This is a genomic window from Allobacillus salarius, from assembly GCF_007559425.1.
Classification (GTDB): Bacteria; Bacillota; Bacilli; order Bacillales; family Alkalibacillaceae; genus Allobacillus; species Allobacillus salarius.
This window is the reverse complement of record NZ_VMHE01000002.1, coordinates 187819-207830: the sequence shown is the minus strand read 5'-3', so window position 1 is coordinate 207830 and position 20012 is coordinate 187819. Positions and strand designations below refer to the sequence as shown.

Here is a 20012-nt window from a genome sequence, read left to right as displayed (position 1 = left end):
TTTTAATGAAGGGGATTAGCGAGTAATTCTGTAATCTTTTAATGCTCGCGGTTAAAATTGAATACATTGGAGGAGCATTCATGTTAAATAAACAAGGCTTTAATTTGTGGGCTGATTACTATGATCGAACCGTACAACTAAGTGAAGAAAATGATTCCTATCCATTTGCCGGCTATAAAGAGATTTTGAATACTATCTTTAATGAGGCAATGCAAACGGAGCAATCCTCAGTTCTAGACATCGGCATTGGTACAGGAACATTAACGAGCAAGCTTTATGAATATGGTCACCAGATTGATGGGATAGATTTTTCATCGGAAATGATTGCGATAGCACAAGAGAAAATGCCTTATGCCCAACTCTATGAATGGGATATTACCGATGGTTTACCTAGACAAATTCAAGGAAAAACCTATCAAACAATCATTAGCACGTACACACTACACCACTTAACAGACGAGAAGAAGGTTCAATTTATCGCCAGCCTCCTTCCTCTTTTAAGAGATGATGGTAAACTATTGATTGGTGATGTAGCGTTTTGGTCTCGGGTAAAGCTTGAGAAGTGTCATCAACATTACCTTGATGAATGGGATCATGATGAATTTTATTTTGTTTATGAGGAATTGAAGGAAGTACTAGAGGATCTTTGTACGATTCATTTTCATCCTGTTTCTCATTGTGGTGGCATATTCGTAATTTCAAACATGAGTTAAAGCATTTTTGGTATTTGTATTAAGTTAGGACTAGATTTGTGAGGTTGGGACAAAATCTTTAAAGTTTATTCAGATATGAACATTCTAATTCAGTGCAGTGAAAAAACTCGCTTCGGAAATATACTTCGCTTTTACCCACAGGGCATAAGGCGACATCTGCGATAAATCGCAGTGTCTTCTATATCGCGGGCAGCTGTTGAGCCTCCTCGTGCTTCGCACTGTGGGGTCTCACCTAGGCTTTTGCTCCCGACGCCCAGGACGGGCTAGTGTCAACGTTGGCCACAGGACGTACTTCCACAGGATGTGGTGGTTTCCGCGTTGCACACAGGACGTGTGCGGTTTTAGCGGAAGTTCTTTTATTTTCTGACCGCAGAAGTCTCCGTATATTTCCTACGCTAAGTTAGATTGTTATTCGTGTTTCTGAGTTTATAACTTTGATTTGTCCCAGCCTCATTAATGACTTTTACCAATCCTAAATAATTTAACTAGAATTCCTCATATAGCAATCAATAAAACTAGATGCTTCTACATTAAATAAATCCCTCATATCATCAATTTTGTTTGTTGATACATATTTCGATACAAGTTTCAATGCGAATGAATAACCACTAAAAACAGGAATTTGTTTTTTCTGACTACCAAAGCATAATGGAGTTTTTATTTGATCGTCCGTTGACTTTAAGTGGTCTTTACACTCATTCCAATATCTACTCTCTATTTCAATTGGAAAGTTGTTTTTCCACCACCTTTTATCTGGATACAAAGAGAGACTAAAATACTCCGCTGTACCCTCCATCTTATACCACTCTTCTAATGTAAATGTATCTAATGATAATTGGTAGATAGGATTTTCTGGGGTTGCGTGATGAAATTCATGTGCCAATAAATATTGAAAAAATTCTATGTCTGGCTCAGGAGGTATCGCGATGATAATGTTTCCAGGACCATTCGTAAAAGCATTGGTCCAAAGAGATTGAGGCTGGTCTTTGAAAAAAGGAAAAGGTAAAGCTGGCACAACCGTAACACGAACTTTATTGAACGTAAGATATTGACTGACATGAAGGAAAGTTTCTTTTATGACTGACATTACATGTTCTGTATCCCATTGAAGCCCTTTTATATCTTTTGCAGACATTTTTTTAAATTTTAGCAACTGAAATCGTTGAGCTAACTGTATCCACTCATCCATCCATGTGTTGCTAGTTATTAAATCACTAAGTTCTTTTCTTAGAAATTCATCTAATTGACTTTTATTTGCTAAGAGTTCAAGTGGAGTAATTTGTTTTATTTCGAGCATTTCCATCCCCCCTCTTCTTCACCTTTTTAACGCGTCAATTACACTCCTCACATTTTATACTAACATTCCCTGTTAATTTTTAGTAAGTGTCTTTATAAACATACTTTGTATTTTAACACAATTTTCCATATATTTAAAATTTAAAATAATTATATTGAAACTAAAATCAACTCTTACTGACTACTTCTAAATGATTTGAGGGATTATAATAGCAACCCTTTGGAGTTATTCGTTTTTACACTAATTAAAACACATGAATTCAAATATGAACTCACGTGTTTTAGAATTTCCATTTTTATCTTTTTTCATCTCTTATTGAAGATCGCTACCTTGTTCGCTAATCATTCTCTTTTCGGACTACATAAGTTATTGCTCTGGCATACAACCACATCGATTCACCATCTCGAACGGTTTCAAAAGCCAAAGGTTCAACAAAGCGGTTGATTTTCTCCCACTCCTTATAGTGTTCATCCAACTCTGCCAACAAATCTTCAGTCGGTTTGTCGATCTCCATCGTCTTTTCTTCTTGCTCATCAGATGCTTCTGCGTTAATAATGATGCAGTTGATTCCTCCTGGCTTTGTCCCTCTTTCCATGCGTGTTAGTACTTCTCTAAATGCAGTTTCTGAGCTTGTATGTTCCAAACTGGATACAGCGATAATGAAATCAAATTGATTTTCTTTAATTTGATAGTCTCCTATATCGAACTGTACAGCTTCAACTGCCTGCTGAACGTCATATTCCTTCGCGTAATGATTCAAGTTCTCAACAGCCTCTTCGAGTAAGTCGACACAAACGATCTTACCGCCTCGGCTCTTGATATCTTTCGCGATTGGAATACTATGCCGACCAACTCCAGATCCTAAATCGAGAATGCGTAAATTTGGTTTTTCTCGAATCTTTTTAAAGGCATCCATGACGGAAGGAATCGGTTCCTCCAACCAAGTTCCTTCTTCAAATAGTTCATGTTTTTGATAAAATTGTTGATGATATTCTTTTTCTTCTTGGCGAATTTGCTTCGTTTCTTTGTCCATGGGTACCTCCGAATGTTTTTTATTTATCTATACCCCAGTCGGTTCTTGCCATAACAAAAAAAGAAGCAGCTAGATTCGCTTCTCTAGCCACTTCTATGCAAAATGCCCACCGATTTTTTTGCTTCGATCCAGGGCAATTCCACCCGTTGTATAGCTACTCGCTCGAAGAATGGCTGTTGAACCGTATTTTTCTCGAATGTGGTCCATAACTTCCCCAACACTTCTTTTTTTCACTTGATTTTCAAATAAATCGAGCTGTGTGCCCACCTCATCATTCAGGTTGGTTAATGTGACAAATGCCCGACGAATTTTACTTTCTCCATCATAAAATTTATGGAATAAATGCAGACACATCTCATAAATATCCAAGGTTTCATTGCTGGCGACATCCCGTGAAACCGAGCGACTGAATCCGCCTCCTGTTTCAGTTGAATAGCCGATTCCTAGATGTACGGTGCGTCCTTCTTTTTCATCTCTTCTCGCCCGTCTGCATGCTTCTTCACATAAATCAAGTAAGCAAGCATAAATTTCACTTTTTTCATAATCTCTTAAAAGCGTCATTCCGTGACCGTAGCCCTTTTGTTCATCTTTAGTGAAGTTTCCGGTCACCGGGCTTAAATCAACACCCCACGCATGCCAATAGAGCTGTTCTCCCATAATTCCAAAACGTTTCTTCAATGAAGTCAGTGGCGTATTAGCCAGCTGGCCAAGTGTAACGATTCCCATTCGGTTCAAGTTACGCATCATTCGCGAACCGATGCCCCAAATCTTTTCGATGGGAATTGGCCAAAGCAATCGCGAGACGTCTTCGTATCGACATTCGGCAATTCCGTCGGCTGCTTTTTTGGCATGAATGTCCATAACGACTTTCGCCAAGAACTTATTGTCACCAATACCGACAACACACTCAATGCCAAATTGATCACGGATATTTTGTTGCAGAAGTTCAGCGATTTCATAAACCGAACCATATAAACGTTCCAATCCATCGACGGTCACCCATAATTCATCCACCGAATAAACGTGAACGGATTCTTTCGGAACGAAATCGGTAATCATTTTTGTGATTTCCACAGAAACGTTTAAATAATCACCCATATGTGCTGGTGCAATTAAAATATCTGGTTCATCTGGCAATTCAAAATAACGACTGACATTGGAGATCCCGTATTTTTTCTTTAAAGCTGGTGAAGCGGCGAGCACAATGCTCCCACTTCGATTCGGATCTCCTACCACCGCAAGCAATGTCGTTTGAGGATCGAGTCCGCGCTTGATGCACTCGACACTTGCGTAAAAAGATCTCATATCAATACATAACACGTCATGTCTCGGATAGATTGAATAATCCACTGTTTCTTCCATCCTGTCTTCTCCTTCCATGCATCGTTATTCAATCTGTAAAATATTTTCGATGGAAATAGTCTTTCGATTATCTTGTTGATCAGTAAAACGAATCGATCGTGTACTTGGTTCCATATACATTACACGCAAAAGCTCTTTGTAATACGCGCCTGCGTCATAATGCGTAACTTGAATTAACGATTGATTGATATAAGCTTGTTGGAGCAACTGTTCATTCCATTCTATCTGTTGTTCATCAACAGTCGGTTTCTTTTCATAACGGTCCTCTTGCCATAACCCTTGTAAAATTTCCACATGCTCAGGCAACATGAGCGAGGACCACTTCATCGTTCCACGGTCCTTATGCATCGATTATGCCCCCATTTGTTCTTTTCTTGGTCCTACTGGTAGTGCAGCTAACATATTATCTAAATTAAACCGCCTCACTTGACGCTTATTAAAACAATAAGCAAGGATATGATCCTCAGAAATAGCAATCACGCGAACGACACGTTGAGTAGTCGTGCCATCTTTCTTTATATAAATCACTTCAAGTTTTGTTTTTTCTCGCAATGAACGATTGAATAAGTTATTCATTAGCTATCCCTCCAATAGAACGTTTGTTTTGTGAACGTCTGTTCGTATTATACCACAAAACTTCATGTTGTAATACGGAGATTTATCATTTTTTTATACTGAAAATGAATGGGTTTCTAAAAAAGGCACGCATAACAAGGGTTATCCGGCAAAAAATCCCTCCAGTTATTTTCTGGAAGGATTTCTGATGGCAAAAATATGAGCCCCGAACCACACAGGTTCAAGGGCTCATATTATATTAAAATCCGTTCAAGTATTGCTCTCTTTCCCAAGGGTGAACTTGAGTTCTGAACATATCCCATTCAATCTCTTTGGATTCAACGAAATGACTCAATAGGTGTTCACCCATCGCCTCTTTCATGACTTCATCTTCCATTAATTTTTGAAGTGCTTCATAAAGCGTTGCAGGTAAATCGAGAACACCGTTTTCTTCTCTTTCCTTTTTATTCATCGCATAAATGTTCCGGTCGACTGGTGTCGGTACATTCAGTTCATTTTCAATACCATCCAATCCTGCTGCCAACATAACTGCCATTGCCATGTATGGATTCGCTGCAGGGTCGACACTACGTACTTCAATTCGTGTGCTCAAGCCACGAGATGTTGGTACACGAACTAGCGGGCTACGGTTTTGTGTTGACCAAGCGACATAACAAGGCGCTTCGTAGCCTGGCACCAATCGTTTATAAGAGTTAACGGTTGGATTTGTCACCGCAGTAAAGTTAACAGCGTGTTTTAAAATACCTGCTGTAAAATGATAAGCTGTTTTGCTTAATTGTTCTTCACCTTGCTCGTCAAAGAATACGTTCTCACCTTCTTTGAACAATGACATATTCGCATGCATTCCGGATCCGTTTACACCAAATAATGGTTTCGGCATAAAGGTCGCATGTAAGCCATGTTTACGAGCAATTGTTTTAACAACCAGTTTAAATGTCTGAATATCATCACAGTGTCTGATCGCGTCTGAATATTTAAAGTCGATTTCATGCTGACCTGGTGCTACTTCGTGGTGGGAGGCTTCAATTTCAAAGCCCATTTCTTCAAGCTCCAACACAATATCACGTCGACAATTTTCACCTAGATCCGTCGGCGCCAGATCGAAATAACCGCCTTTATCGTTTAATTCCATCGATGGTTCACCCATCTCATCCAGTTTGAATAAGAAGAACTCTGGCTCTGTTCCAATATTGAATGCTGTAAAGCCTAGTTTTTCCATTCGTTCCAAGTTGCGCTTCAGATTGTAACGCGGACATCCTTCAAAAGGTGTTCCGTCGGGATTATAAATATCACAGATGAAGCGAGCGACTTTTCCTTTTTCGGAAGTCCAAGGAAAGACAACAAACGTATCCAAATCTGGATGCAAGCGCATATCAGATTCTTCAATACGGACAAATCCTTCAATCGAAGAACCATCAAACATCATTTCGTTATTTAATGCTTTTTCGAGTTGGCCTAATGGAATTTCAACGTTTTTGATTGTTCCTAGTAAATCGGTAAATTGAAGTCGGATAAATCGAACATTCTCCTCTTCAATCCTTTTGTACACATCTTCTTTTGTGATTTTTGACACTGTTCTTTATTCCTCCTGATATGATAAAAACTTTTATTTTTTGAGGGGATCAAAATAGTAACGATGTTAAAATTTAGTACCTGTGCTACGAATGATAAAACCTGGACAAGTCTCCACGATTGATAGAAGTATGATGAACATAACCTGATTCCATCAATTCTTTTCTTAAGAGACTGTGCAACTCGTCCTCAGTTAAATCTGTACGGTAGCTATCTCTCACTCTTTCGCTTATTCCCTGTTCCTTCATGCCTAAAACTTCTTTTATTCCTGCAATATTAACGCCTTTATCTTTTAATTGTTTGATTTCCAATAAACGATCAACGTCATTAAAAGAAAACAACCGTTGTTTTCCTTTGGAACGAGTTGGTGAAATCAATTCTTTTTCTTCATAGTAACGAATTTGCCTAGGCGATAATTCAGTGAGTGTCGTTACAATACTAATCGAGAATAACGGCAAATCTTTTCGATCCATCGCTACCATTTTCATCCCTCCATAAATAAAGTATATTTTCCGAAAATTAAGTTGTCAAGGAATGTTAAGAAAGTTAACACACATTTAACTTAGACCAATAGCTTGTAATTAGGTGTTATTTATTGAATTATTCGTTGGTGAACTGGTATTCATTTAAAATAAAAATGAGTCTTGGGCCAATAGAAACGTGTAGGTAAAAAAATGAATATTTCTTGAGAAGATGGAGCGACTAACCACAAATATCGGGCGTTTCGATTCATTTATCGGGCGGCTCGACGCGTTTATCGGGCGGCTCGACGCGTTTATCGGGCGGCTCGGCGCGTTTGTCGGGTGGCTCGGCGCGTTTGTCGGGTGGCTCGGCGCGCTCATCGGGCGGCTCGACGCATCTCGCAGAGTTTTCATCAGGAACACCGACTGCCGGTGCGTTTTGCAGCTACTCTTTTATATGGAGGAGAGATTTCAGTGGGTATCATTCGAGCAGAAAGCTGCTGGGATAAATAAGAGTTGGTTAAAGAAAAATCCGAACGGCGATTCATAATTATATGAATCGGTTCGGATTTTTTAGTGGTATAGTCTTTTTCACGGCGTTTGTTCAAATAGATTAATAGACTTTTATTTGTTTAATGCGATGACACTTTTGACAATTGCTAGTTTGACATGTTCATACGTAAGCCCACCTTGAACATAGAGCGTATATGGTTCGCGTATCGGTCCATCTGCAGTTAATTCAAGGCTTGCCCCTTGGATGAAGGTACCTCCTGCCATGATGACATCATCTTCATAGCCTGGCATACTACTCGGCTCAGGTGTCACATAAGAATCGATTGGCGACTGCTTTTGGATCATTTGAGCAAATTGTATCATTTCTTCTGCACGATGAAATGAAATGGACTGAATGAGATCTGTCCGGACATCACTCGCTGTCGGGGCTGTTTGGTAACCATAATCGCTTAACAGCTGTGAAGTAAAGTATGCCCCTTTCAACGCTTCTCCTACAACATGTGGTGCCAAGAAAAGTCCTTGGAACATTTCATGCAGGCTGTAAAGGCTTGCTCCAGTTTCTTTACCTAGCCCTGGAGCAACCAACCAGTTTGCACATTTATTGACGAGTTTTTCTTTTCCAACAATGTAACCGCCTGTCTTCGCAATACCGGCGCCTGGATTCTTGATTAACGATCCAGCCATCAAGTCTGCTCCTACTTCACTTGGCTCGTATATCTCCACGAATTCACCATAGCAATTATCAATAAATATAATTGCATCTGGTTTGATTTTCCGAACCTCGTCAATCATTTCTTTGATTTCCATTACGGTAAATGAAGGGCGGTCGGCATATCCTTTCGACCGCTGAATCGCAACTATTTTCGTACGATGATTGATTGCATTTTCAAGGTTTGAAAAATCCACCTTGCCGGATTCTGTTAACGGTAATTCATTATATAAAATGCCATAATCTCGTAAAGAGCCATCCACGTTCTCATGGATTCCGATGACGTCTTCGAGTGTATCATAGGGCCTTCCCGTCAAATAGAGTAATTCGTCCCCCGGTCTCAAAACACCGAATAGGCAGGTGGTAATTGCGTGGGTTCCTGAGACAATTTGTGGACGCACTAAGGCTTCTTCTGTACGAAAAACGGTAGCATATAATTCTTCCAACTTTTCTCGACCGATATCATCATAACCGTAACCTGTCGACGGAGTGAAGTGAGATTCACTTACTTGAACTTGTTGAAAAGCATCGAGAACTTTTTCTTGGTTGGCCGTAACGATTTCTTGAATTTGAGAAAATTGCTTTGTTAATGATTGTTCTGTTTGTTGGATCATTTGCTTCATTTGATCATTCATTTACATTCGCTCGCTTTTTCATTTCATTGTATATTGGTGAATTTGGGTCAGCATACCCATCTACCAGGTATTGTTCTTGCTCTTCATCGAAGTGTTCATCCTGTACCATTGTTTCTTGTTTTAACCGGTGAAGCAGTGTTCCCTCATCTTTTGGTACAGCTACTTTGTATTGATTCCACTCTTCTTTTAATGTGGATTCGATTTTTTGTAATAACCGTTGTAAATCCTCTGAATCCATCGCACTAATGACGATGCTCGGAGAAGAATAAGGTGTAAACTCTTCTGATAATAAATCTGCCTTATTATATACCGTCAACATCGGGATTTTCTCTGCGCCTAAGTCTTCTAGAATCGAATAAACTGTTTTCTCTTGTTCGATCGCCCGGTCATTTGAGGCATCTACTACATGTAGGATAAAATCAGCTTCCAATACTTCTTCCAAAGTAGACCGGAAAGCTGCAACTAGCGTTGTCGGTAGATCTTGAATGAATCCGACGGTGTCAGAGATTAATGCTTGAAAACCACTGGATAAATGCAATCTTCTCGTCATCGGATCCAGCGTGGCAAAGAGCTTGTCTTCTTCAAACGAAACACTGTTCGTCAGTCGATTAAATAAAGTTGATTTTCCTGCGTTCGTATAACCGACAATCGATATTTGGAAAGCAGCATTTTTCTTCCGTCGTTCACGATATTGGCTTCGCTGCTTAACCACTTGCTTCAATTGTTTCTTTATATCGTTAATCCGACTTTGTATATGTCGACGGTCCGTTTCAAGTTTCGTCTCACCAGGTCCTCTTGTACCAATTCCGCCTCCCAAACGAGAGAGCGCACGACCTTGTCCATGTAGTCGAGGAAGCAAATACTCCAATTGAGCTAGTTCAACTTGGAGTTTACCTTCTTTCGTATTCGCACGCATAGCGAATATATCTAAAATTAACTGCGTTCGATCAATGACAGAGATGTCCCAATGGTTGTTTAAATTTCTTATTTGGGACGGGGATAACTCACCATTCATAATGGCAAGCTCAATCTCATTTTCTTCTATATACTGCTTAATCTCTTCTACTTTTCCAGTTCCGATATACAAAGAGTTGTGTATTTTTTCTCGTTTTTGTGTAAAAACGTCAACGATTTCTGCATTCACCGTATCGGCTAATGCACGTAATTCATTTAATGACGTTTGAAAAGTTTCGTCTGATTCCTTTTGGGTTTGGCAGCCAATCAATATGACACGCTCTCGTTCACTCATACAAAAACTCCTTTAGCTTGTTCGTCCTTTCACTTATCCTTCCCTATTATAACCAGATTGCTCAAAGAATTCATCTTTTGCTATGATGGATGACCAAAATTTGAACAGTTGATTGCCGATCAGTTGAAGTAATTGAGAGTAAGTAATTAGTTACTTCGTGAATAGTATAACCGCCAAAACAAAAAGCCCACCAACAATTTGGTAGGCTTTCACGTTCAGCAACAAAAAGATATTATGAGTCCAATTCAACATTTTTCGATGGGGAAAAGGTAGAAATTGCATGTTTAAAAATTAACTGTTGCTTACCGTCCGTTTCAATTAAAACAGTAAAGTTATCGAATGATTTAACGACACCTCTTAATTGAAAACCGTTCATTAAGATTACGGTTAGAAAGACTTTTTCCTTTCTTAATTTGTTCAAATAAGTATCTTGTAAGTTTGTTGTATTTGCCATTATAAAATTCCTCCTCTTTCTATCTACTACTTTTAACTATTCTCTCCATTTTGAAGAAATCCTTCTAAATCAGCCAAAATTGTTTTAAAGTTTTCTTCTGCATTCTGTGGAGTAATCTCATACCAATGGATTGCAGGTAACTTATTTCGGAAATAAGTCAATTGCCGCTTCGCAAAACGCCTTGTATTCCGCTGAATAAGTTCGATGGCCTCTGCTTTACCACATTCACCCCGTAAGTAAGGAATGACTTCTTTATACCCGATTCCTTTCATCGGTTGAATGTCACTGCCATATCGATTGTATAATTGCTCGATTTCTTCAAATAAGCCTTGATCTATCATATCCAGAACACGTTGGTTAATACGTTCATAGAGTAATGAACGTTCCATCGTAAGCCCAATGATATATGGGTCATAATATGAAGTGTCTATTTGTTCTTGTTCATAGATAGATAGCGGCTTTCCTGTCGTTTCATAAACTTCCAATGCTCTGATGACTCTTCGTATATTGTGTGGATGTATTTTCTTTGCTTGCTCTGGATCGACTTCTTGCAATCGTTTATAAAAAGGTTCGATTCCATCTTTTTCGATTTGTTCAAGCAACCTGTCACTGTATTGGTGATCACGCTTCACACTGGAAAAATTAAAGTCATATAATGCTGCTTGCACATAAAAGCCTGTTCCACCAACAAGCACCGGTGTTTTTTGCTTGCCATGAATCTCTTGTACCTTTTCTTTCACATCTTGTTTAAAGTCAGAAGCCGAGTATTCGTCTTCCGGTTCCAGTAAATCGATGAGGTGATGGGGAATTCCTTCTCGTTCTTCTAAGGTTGCTTTAGCAGAACCAATGTCAAATTCTTTATAAATTTGAATGGAATCACCATTAATGACTTCTCCGCCGATATGTTTACTAATTTCGATCCCTAGTTTTGTTTTACCAACAGCAGTTGGTCCAACTACACTAATGATTTTTTGTTTCATTCAGTTTCTCTCCAGTCATTCTTACATAATGCGCTTGAACATGCGCTGAATTTCGTAATCACTGAAATGAACGATGACCGGACGGCCATGTGGGCAAGTGAACGGGTCATTACATCCGCCCAACTCTTCAAGTAAGTATTCCATCTCTTGGTGACTTAAGTAATGATTCGCTTTAATTGATCGTTTACACGACATGAGGATCGCCGCTTCTTCTCTTATTTTCACTAAATCAATTGTTTTCTCGTTGATGAGTTCATCAACCATGTCACGAAGAATTCCTTCTTCTTCACCTGCCGGGAACCAACTTGGATAGGAACGAACCAAAAAGGATTGGCTTCCGAAAGGTTCCAAATATAAGCCAATAGCTTGTAGTTGCTCCTGGTGCTGTTCAATTGTAATGGCTTCTTGGTTCGTAAATTCGAAATGTAAAGGAACAGCAAGCTGCTGTGTCTCTTGTTCAGGATTCCCTAGCTTCTCTTTGTAAAATTCATACTTGATCCGCTCCTGAGCAGCATGTTGGTCGACCATATAAAGGCCTTCCTCATTTTGTGCCAATATATACGTTCCTCTTAGCTGACCAATTGGATACAAGCGTGGTAATCGAGTGGAAACCTGTTCCTCTGTTTCGTGGATCTGTCCTTCTTCAGTCGTTGGCATTTCCACGTCTGTAATCGATGGCTCTTCTACTTGTTGAACAGGTACTTCATTACTGCTTTGTTCAAACAGCTGACTGGCGTTATTTACATTACTATTATTCGTTTCACTTGCCGGAAAGTTATTTCGTTGATCCAACACAGGTTCATTTCGTTTTACATAAGAAAAGTCTAGAGCAGTCTGTTCGGATTTCTCCTTTTCTTTCTTTGATACATCCGGAATTAATCGCTGGGCGTGCATCAGATTATAAACCGCTTGCTTCACAACATCAAAAAGCTCTTTTTCTTTACTAAAACGCACTTCTGTTTTCGCCGGATGAACGTTGACATCGATTAAATAAGGGTCCATATCGATTTTTAAAACGACAACAGGAAATCGTCCAATCGGAAGCAATGTGTGATAACCCTCTAAGATGGCTTTATTGATCGTATAATTCTTGATATAGCGACCATTCACAATTAATGTCATGTAACTACGGTTTGAACGGGTTACTTCCGGTTTCGCTACATAACCTCTAATGGTGTAATCAAGCGACTCCTCTTCCAACGAAAGCATTTGTTGTGCTACATTTTTTCCGTAAATTTGTTGAATGACTTGAAGTAATTTTTTATTTCCTGGTGAAAAAAAGATACGTTTTCCATTATGATGACATTCAAAGCGGATCTCATCATGTGCAAGCGCCATTCGATTCACTAAGTCCATAATATGCCCGATTTCAGTATGGACCGTTTTAAGATACTTTAAACGAGCGGGCGTGTTGTAAAATAGATTTTCAACTGTAATCTCTGTTCCACGCCGCTTCGTATGTTTTTGTTTCTCGATGATTTCTCCGCCATGAATCCTCATTTCCGTACCACTTTGATCACCTGTCGAAGTACGGATTGTCAAATGGCTGACTGAAGCTATACTCGCTAAGGCTTCTCCACGAAATCCTAATGTTTTCACTCGAAATAATTGTTGCTCATTTTGAATCTTGCTTGTTGCATGACGAAAAAAAGCCTTTTCGGTATCTTCTGCCGTCATTCCTTCTCCATCATCCGTCACCCGAATTAATCGTAAACCCGCTTCATCTAGTTCAATTTTTATCCAACTACTACCGGCATCAATTGAATTTTCAATGAGTTCTTTGACAACGGACGAAGGTCTTTCGACTACTTCTCCTGCAGCAATCTTGTTTGATAACTCGTCCGGTAGCTGTACAATTTTATTCATCGGCTCCTCCTTCCTACTCTAAGTTTTCTTTTAATTGATAAAGTAAATTCATCGCATCCATCGGGGTCATTTTCATTAGATCGGCTTTTTTTAAGCGCTCAATGACTTCAATGTTCGCCGTCAGTGGGAGTGTCCCCTGATCTTCTTCAAAAAGTGTCAATTGCTCTTGTGGTTCTTCTTCTCTTAAAACGGTTGTTGCTTCAAATGATTCGAGTAATTGGTAAGCACGTTGAATGATGTCTCCTGGCAAGTCAGCCAACTTGGCAACGTGGATGCCGTAACTTTTATCGGCTTTCCCTTCTTTAATATGGTGGAGGAAAACAACTTCTCCGTCCTCTTCATCGACTTCAACATGAACGTTCCTTAATTTGGGTAAACTCTTGTCCAAGCTTGTCAGCTCATGATAGTGCGTAGAAAATAACGTTTTAGCACCCACTTGTTGATGTATATATTCAACAATCGATTGGGCGAGCGCCATTCCATCGTAGGTACTTGTCCCGCGACCAATTTCATCTAGTAAAATAAAGCTTCTTTCTGTGGCATGACGAACAGCATGTTCTGCTTCCATCATTTCTACCATAAATGTACTTTGTCCTGAAACGAGATCATCAGCAGCACCGATCCGTGTAAAGATTTGATCGAATACAGGCATTTCCGCCTCGCTCGCAGGGACAAAACAACCAATTTGGTTCATGATAATCATTAATGCGATTTGACGCATATACGTACTTTTACCTGCCATGTTCGGACCTGTAATTAGAAGAATGTCTGTCGTTTCATCCATTTGAATATCATTTGGAACAAACATCTCTTTCATTACTTGCTCGACGACTGGGTGACGTCCTTCGCGAATATGCAGTTGTTGCTCATCTTTTAATACTGGTTTCGTATAATTATTTTCTTCACTGACAATCGCGAAACTTAACAGGCAATCAATTTTACTAATTTGTTCAGCCAGCGTTTGAAGTGCTGGGATATAAGATTTAATTTGGTCACGAAGTTCGAGAAATAGCTCATATTCTAACGTTGTACTTTTTTCTTCTGCCTCCAAGATCATTCGTTCTTTCTCTTTCAACTCAGGTGTCACAAATCGCTCAGCGTTCGCTAACGTTTGCTTTCGTTCATAGCGATTCTCAGCCAAATGTGGCAAGTTTGCTCTTGTCACCTCGATATAGTAACCGAATACTTTATTAAATCCTACTTTTAATGATTTAATCCCCGTTTCTTCTCTTTCTTTCGCTTCGAGCTCAGCAATCCAATTTTTACCGTTTCGGTTCACTTCACGATATTCATCTAATTGCTTATGGTAACCATCTTTAATAATATTTCCTTCTGTAATTAAAATAGGTGGATTTTCTGCTAATGCAGAATCCAAAATCTCAAAAATTTCTTGATAAGACTCTACGTCAGACAGTAATGATGATACGGAAGGGTGATCAAACAAATTCAATAATTGTTTAATTTGCGGTAATGCACCTAATGAACGCTTCAGCTGTAATAGATCACGTGCGTTGACATTACCGTATGAAATTCTTCCTGCCAATCGTTCGAGATCATAAACATTTTTTAACGATTCCCGAAGCTCGTCGCGTTCCATGAAATGCTCCATCATCGTATGGACTTGTTGATGCCGCTCCGCAATTTGATCTTTTGAAAGTAGTGGGCGATCAATCCACTTTTTTAACAATCTAGACCCCATTGCTGTTATTGTTTTATCTAAAACAGACAGCAGTGTTCCTTTTTTGCTTTGATCACGTAACGATTCAATCAGTTCTAAGTTTCGTTTTGAATACAAATCAAGCTTCATATAATCGTCTAGCTCTATGAATTGAACAGCTTGCAAATGAGCTAGAAACCGTTTTTGTGAACGATAAATATACTGAAACAAATACCCGAACCCACGAATGAAACGAGTATCATCAAGTCCTGTCACTAGCTTCTGAAATTCTTCCGGTATATGGTTCTCATGCTCGGACGATAACGTCACATCTAAATAATGCGTTAATGTCTCTTTTAAGTCCTCTGGAAAATCAGTCGGTAAAACGACTTCTTTCACTGGCCGATTATAAAGTTCTCCAATAACATCCTTAATCTTGCCATTTACTTTGCTGACAAAGGACTCTCCAGTTGAAAGATCAACATAGGAAACAATGAAGTCATCCTCAATAAAATAAAGAGAAGCGAGGTAGTTATTCTCGTTTTCCTTTAACATATTCCCTTCCATAATGGTACCAGGTGTGATGACTTGAATGACTTCTCGTTTCACTACACCTTTTGCCGTTTTCGGATCTTCCACTTGTTCGCAAATAGCTACTTTATACCCTCGGTCGACTAACGTTTTTATGTAATTTTCAGCAGAATGATAGGGAACACCGCACATCGGAATTTTATCTTCTTTCCCTCCACCGCGCTGAGTCAGTGTAATCTCGAGTTCCTTCGCTGCTTTTAATGCATCATCAAAAAATAATTCGTAAAAATCTCCTAATCGAAAAAATAAAAATTCATCTTCATACTCAGATTTAATGTTTAAATACTGTTGCATCATCGGCGTATGTGTTGTCATTCTTTACGTCCCCCAATTGCTTAACTGTCTCTTATTATAGCATAGAGGAAATCGACTCTTCAGCAATGATACAAAGAGAAAAAATAACAGACTGACCAATATGATCAGCCTGCTTGTGATAGAATCGGCCATTAATCGTTCACTTCAATATCCGCTAACTCGGATTCTAAGTCATCAAAGTCTACATTATTTTCATCAAAGCCGTTTGGTTCGATCTTTGCCCACACCTTCGTTTCTCCGATGAGATCAACGACAAATTCTCTTTCCAAATCTACTTTGATTTGATTTCCTTTTTCAGAAATCTCACATTCTAACGTATTTGGTTGCTTCGTTGCTCTGGCAATCACGTCGAATTCATCACTGATTGTATTGCGATCCTTCATTGCAATTGGTACTTTATCTACGTATTGTTTCCGCTCAGTAATGACACCCGTTTTCGTATTATTGCTGTAAGAGTACCATACGTTAATATCATATGAACCACTCACTTCTACAATATGTCCCCGTTTACGTGCTTCGTATTGATGGTTAATGATCCAGCAACCAAGAATGCTATTCGGTCTATAATTGGGTGAACACATGTGAGAGGTTTCACTGAATTTTTTTCCTTTGCCGCAAACAGCCTTCGTGATAATTTCACGATATTCACGATCACTCATCTACATTCCTCCTCCTTTAATCAAGACACTTTATCGTATGCTACCTGGGTGTTTGTTGTGATTCTTACTACGATTTAGGCTATTGTTCTTTTATAATTATGACAATGCCTATAAAAAGGTGATTTTAAAGGAAGAGAAATTTATATGAACGACGAATCCGATGATATTAATGATAAAAGGATGGCCTTAATGCAATGATTGTGTGAACCGTTTATTCGATAATCGAAAAGTTTTGAAGTTTCCAGGGTTTGTTATTCGATTTACTACCTTGTTCAAATAGTTGTCCTCTGATCGTAATTGATTCTCCACGTTCATATTTTTTGTGTTCTATCTCAAATGGGCTAGCAATCGATCTAGCTTCAATTATGAAAGGCAAGAAATCTTGATGGTCTGATTGGATCTTCTCCCAATCTTCCCCACTGTAATCTGCTCCACCATTGATCACAAATTCGGTATCGCCAGAAGTAAATAAATCCGAACCACTTTTAACGATAACACCTTCCCATTCTACTTGTTCATTATATAGAAAACGGTGGAAGGTATCCTCTTGCGTTTCCAGGTCCAGCGAATAAAATCGTTCGGTAAACACTTGAAAACTGGTCATTTCTTGATTTCTGAACGCTTCTACGAAGTTCTGTTGTTCTGCGGATAAGTAATAACCTTTATGCAATCCTTCAACGGGTCCGCGAGCTTGCAAAACTTCTTGAACACCCTCCATTTCAGAGCTAAAACCAGATACAAATACACCTATATTCCCCTTTGTGAGCGCGAATGGAATCTCATCAAACTGTTCAGCATACGTAGCATCATCAAATTCGAAGATGGTTATATCGTCTATGCGAATGGCTTCAGTGATGCCCTGATAGTTATCCGTATAGTTATTCGTCACATCTTCGTCTTCACCATCCAAAAGATTTGAGTCATCTAACCACTGGTAAACATTCTCCAAACGATATTCTTGCGTATTTTTTTCAGTCTGTGATTCGTTTTCCGCAGTACAAGCACTCATCAGAAGGAAGATTAAGATACTGAGTATGTATGATTGATATTTCATTAGTACATCCTTTCTTCAAATAATAAAACTAGCTAGAATCCACAATCATTGCAGCAAGTTGCTTCTACCGATTATGAATTGATGAAAAAAGTAGTTCAATTAGGAATAACGAGCAAACGAAATCCCTAAATTGAACTACTCTATATAGAATTATCTATCATTTATTGTTATTGATTAGTTCTAGTTTCACAAGCATGAGCATCGTCAGTCGGACCGACAATTTCATTCGTCACTTCATCTGCAATTGTCTTTGTGACACGTTGCAAAATATCGTTAACGACAACTTGAGAGTCTTTAAATTCTTGAACGATCGGAATTTCATCCAACTCTCGTTGATATCGGTCAAGTTCCGCTTCCACTTGCTCAAGCGCTCCATGTTTATCATAGTGTTGCAGATTCACTGCTTGTTTCTGTAACGCTTTGATTTTCGCAATGTGAGCTTGAACTTTTTTGTTTTCGTTTATTTTAACTTCCAATTGTCTGAATCGATCGATCTCTTCGATTTTTGAAAGCTTTTTCGCTAATTCTTGTGCTTCTTCAATTACTTGTTTTCTTGTATATTCTGCCATTTAAATCACCTCTACCTGTTCACTCGCTGCTTTTTCTACGATTTTACCATTAAGTGACCAAGTTTTTGTATTTGTTATTTTAACTTCAACAATTTCTCCAATAGCTGATTTTGGTCCCTCGAAATTAACGAGTTTCCCTCTTTCTGTATAACCTGCTAAGACTTTAGCATTCTTTTTACTAGTACCTTCAACGAGTACTTTAACTGTTTTCCCATCATACTTTTCCATCGCTTTTCGGGAGTATTCATTCACTACAGCATTCAATCGTTGAAGACGTTCTTTTTTCTCATCCATGGAAATCTTATCATCAATTCTAGCAGAAGGTGTTCCTTCACGCGGTGAATAGATAAACGTGTAAGCACCCTCAAATCCAACTTCATGATATAGAGAAATCGTTTCTTCAAATTGTTCATTTGTTTCATTAGGAAATCCGACGATAATATCTGTTGTCAAAGCCGCATTAGGGATAGCTTCTTTAATTTTTCGAACCAACTCCAAATAGCTTTCTCGCGTGTAACGACGAGCCATGACACGTAATATATCTGAGCTACCTGACTGAACTGGTAAATGGATATATGGCATTAAGTTGCCACCTTTAGCTAACACTTCGATTAAGCGATCATCAAAATCACGTGGGTGAGAAGTTGTGAACTTCACCCGTGGTATATCGATTTTACGGATTTCATCCATAAGGTCGCCTAATCCGTAATCAATATCCAAGTCTTTACCATAAGCATTAACGTTTTGGCCTAGCAAAGTAACTTCTTTGTATCCTTGTGCAGCTAAATGGCGAATCTCTTGAATAATATCTTCAGGACGTCGGCTCCGCTCTTTACCACGTGTATATGGCACAATACAGTACGTACAAAACTTATCGCACCCATACATAATGTTTACCCAAGCCTTGATTTTTCCGTGACGACGTTTTGGCATATTCTCAATAATATCGCCTTCTTTAGACCACACTTCAACAACCATTTCCTTACTTAAGTAAGCGTTTTGTACGAGTTGTGGAAGACGATGAATATTATGTGTCCCAAAAATTAGGTCAACATATTGGTATTTCTTCAGGATCTTGTTAACAACAGACTCTTCTTGTGACATACAACCACATACACCGATGATTAAGTCTGGGTTTTCCATTTTCAATGGCTTCAGGTGACCGATTTCACCAAACACCTTATTTTCAGCATTCTCACGGATGGCGCAAGTATTCAACAAAATAATGTCTGCTTCCTTTGTTTCTGTCGTTGCTTCAAAGCCCATTTCCGTCAAAATCCCTGACATGACTTCTGTGTCATGCTCATTCATTTGACAGCCATATGTACGGATTAAGAATTTACGACCTTCCCCAATAGTTGCTAATTCTTCTGGGATTTCAAAATCATCATGGTATTGGACTTCTTTTTTAAGCCGTTTCTTGGCTTTTTTCATATTTGGCGGTTCATAAGTCGCTTCAAAATATTTCATAAAATCATCTGAAGTTTTTTCTTTAATACGTGACAAATTATCCTGCTCACTCTTTTCAACAGGATCGACTGGATTCACTTGATTCAGCTCTTTCCGCTGCTTTTCATTCATAATGAATCTCCTTTCAATAAAAAATCTATCTCAACGAACTTATAAGGTCATTCGTACATGTTAACAGTATATCGACTTTATCTTATTTTAACAACACTATCATTACGGTTACAAAGGAAATGTGAGAAAATCGACACATTTACATCGCATAAATAAAACTGACATT

19 protein-coding genes are annotated in these 20012 nt (G+C 38.8%); 2 read left to right on the top strand and 17 right to left on the bottom strand.

What is annotated here, in order from left to right:
* The first annotated feature begins 80 nt into the window (after positions 1-80).
* Complete coding sequence (locus FPQ13_RS02985; protein ID WP_144087828.1) at positions 81-713, top strand: class I SAM-dependent DNA methyltransferase; 633 nt, start codon at positions 81-83, stop codon at positions 711-713.
* Positions 714-1194: 481 nt separating this feature from the next.
* Here the strand turns inward: FPQ13_RS02985 and FPQ13_RS02980 are convergent, their stop codons facing one another.
* The 7 genes from FPQ13_RS02980 to FPQ13_RS02950 all read right to left on the bottom strand — a co-directional run bounded on the left by FPQ13_RS02980 (position 1195) and on the right by FPQ13_RS02950 (position 7035).
* The gene (locus FPQ13_RS02980; RefSeq protein WP_144087827.1) at positions 1195-2010 is read right to left on the bottom strand and encodes a DUF2268 domain-containing putative Zn-dependent protease; all 816 of its coding nucleotides are present in this window, start codon (positions 2008-2010) and stop codon (positions 1195-1197) included.
* A gap of 337 nt (positions 2011-2347) precedes the next feature.
* Positions 2348-3043, bottom strand: coding sequence for a class I SAM-dependent methyltransferase (locus FPQ13_RS02975; protein ID WP_144087826.1), 696 nt, complete (start codon positions 3041-3043; stop codon positions 2348-2350).
* A gap of 93 nt (positions 3044-3136) precedes the next feature.
* A complete protein-coding gene (locus FPQ13_RS02970) occupies positions 3137-4405 on the bottom strand; it encodes a DNA polymerase IV (protein WP_246065317.1) in 1269 nt (422 codons plus the stop codon).
* 24 nt (positions 4406-4429) lie between these two features.
* Positions 4430-4753, bottom strand: a complete 324-nt coding sequence (locus tag FPQ13_RS02965; protein ID WP_144087825.1) for a YolD-like family protein — start codon at positions 4751-4753, stop codon at positions 4430-4432.
* Positions 4754-4756: 3 nt separating this feature from the next.
* The gene (locus FPQ13_RS02960) at positions 4757-4981 is read right to left on the bottom strand and encodes a hypothetical protein (RefSeq protein WP_144087824.1); all 225 of its coding nucleotides are present in this window, start codon (positions 4979-4981) and stop codon (positions 4757-4759) included.
* 238 nt (positions 4982-5219) lie between these two features.
* Positions 5220-6554, bottom strand: a complete 1335-nt coding sequence (gene glnA, locus FPQ13_RS02955) for a type I glutamate--ammonia ligase (protein ID WP_144087823.1) — start codon at positions 6552-6554, stop codon at positions 5220-5222.
* A gap of 85 nt (positions 6555-6639) precedes the next feature.
* On the bottom strand, positions 6640-7035 hold the full coding sequence (locus FPQ13_RS02950; protein ID WP_144087822.1) for a MerR family transcriptional regulator: 396 nt from the start codon (positions 7033-7035) through the stop codon (positions 6640-6642).
* Between the two features lie 211 nt (positions 7036-7246).
* On the opposite strand from FPQ13_RS02950, the gene FPQ13_RS02945 reads away from it, so the two are divergent.
* The gene (locus tag FPQ13_RS02945; RefSeq protein ID WP_144087821.1) at positions 7247-7564 is read left to right on the top strand and encodes a hypothetical protein; all 318 of its coding nucleotides are present in this window, start codon (positions 7247-7249) and stop codon (positions 7562-7564) included.
* A gap of 74 nt (positions 7565-7638) precedes the next feature.
* Here the strand turns inward: FPQ13_RS02945 and FPQ13_RS02940 are convergent, their stop codons facing one another.
* From FPQ13_RS02940 to miaB, 10 genes are all read right to left on the bottom strand, one after another.
* Complete coding sequence (locus FPQ13_RS02940; RefSeq protein ID WP_144087820.1) at positions 7639-8871, bottom strand: methionine gamma-lyase family protein; 1233 nt, start codon at positions 8869-8871, stop codon at positions 7639-7641.
* Positions 8864-10120, bottom strand: a complete 1257-nt coding sequence (hflX, locus tag FPQ13_RS02935) for a GTPase HflX (protein WP_144087819.1) — start codon at positions 10118-10120, stop codon at positions 8864-8866. Before hflX ends, FPQ13_RS02940 begins: the two co-directional genes overlap by 8 nt.
* A gap of 232 nt (positions 10121-10352) precedes the next feature.
* A complete protein-coding gene (gene hfq, locus FPQ13_RS02930; protein WP_144087818.1) occupies positions 10353-10574 on the bottom strand; it encodes an RNA chaperone Hfq in 222 nt (73 codons plus the stop codon).
* Positions 10575-10606: 32 nt separating this feature from the next.
* Positions 10607-11554 carry a tRNA (adenosine(37)-N6)-dimethylallyltransferase MiaA gene (gene miaA / locus FPQ13_RS02925; protein WP_144087817.1) on the bottom strand — a complete coding sequence of 316 codons (948 nt, stop codon included), beginning with the start codon at positions 11552-11554 and terminating at the stop codon, positions 10607-10609.
* 21 nt (positions 11555-11575) lie between these two features.
* Positions 11576-13420 (bottom strand): DNA mismatch repair endonuclease MutL, encoded by a 1845-nt coding sequence (gene mutL / locus FPQ13_RS02920; protein ID WP_144087816.1) that lies wholly within the window; start codon positions 13418-13420, stop codon positions 11576-11578.
* Between the two features lie 13 nt (positions 13421-13433).
* Complete coding sequence (gene mutS, locus FPQ13_RS02915) at positions 13434-15983, bottom strand: DNA mismatch repair protein MutS (RefSeq protein ID WP_144087815.1); 2550 nt, start codon at positions 15981-15983, stop codon at positions 13434-13436.
* A 131-nt stretch (positions 15984-16114) separates the two neighbouring features.
* Positions 16115-16642 carry an outer spore coat protein CotE gene (gene cotE / locus FPQ13_RS02910; protein WP_144087814.1) on the bottom strand — a complete coding sequence of 176 codons (528 nt, stop codon included), beginning with the start codon at positions 16640-16642 and terminating at the stop codon, positions 16115-16117.
* A gap of 211 nt (positions 16643-16853) precedes the next feature.
* A complete protein-coding gene (locus FPQ13_RS02905) occupies positions 16854-17696 on the bottom strand; it encodes a hypothetical protein (protein WP_144087813.1) in 843 nt (280 codons plus the stop codon).
* A 167-nt stretch (positions 17697-17863) separates the two neighbouring features.
* Complete coding sequence (locus FPQ13_RS02900) at positions 17864-18265, bottom strand: YlbF/YmcA family competence regulator (protein ID WP_144087812.1); 402 nt, start codon at positions 18263-18265, stop codon at positions 17864-17866.
* Entirely contained in the window at positions 18266-19846 is a 1581-nt protein-coding gene (gene miaB / locus FPQ13_RS02895; RefSeq protein ID WP_144087811.1) for a tRNA (N6-isopentenyl adenosine(37)-C2)-methylthiotransferase MiaB, read from the bottom strand.
* Positions 19847-20012: the final 166 nt, after the last annotated feature.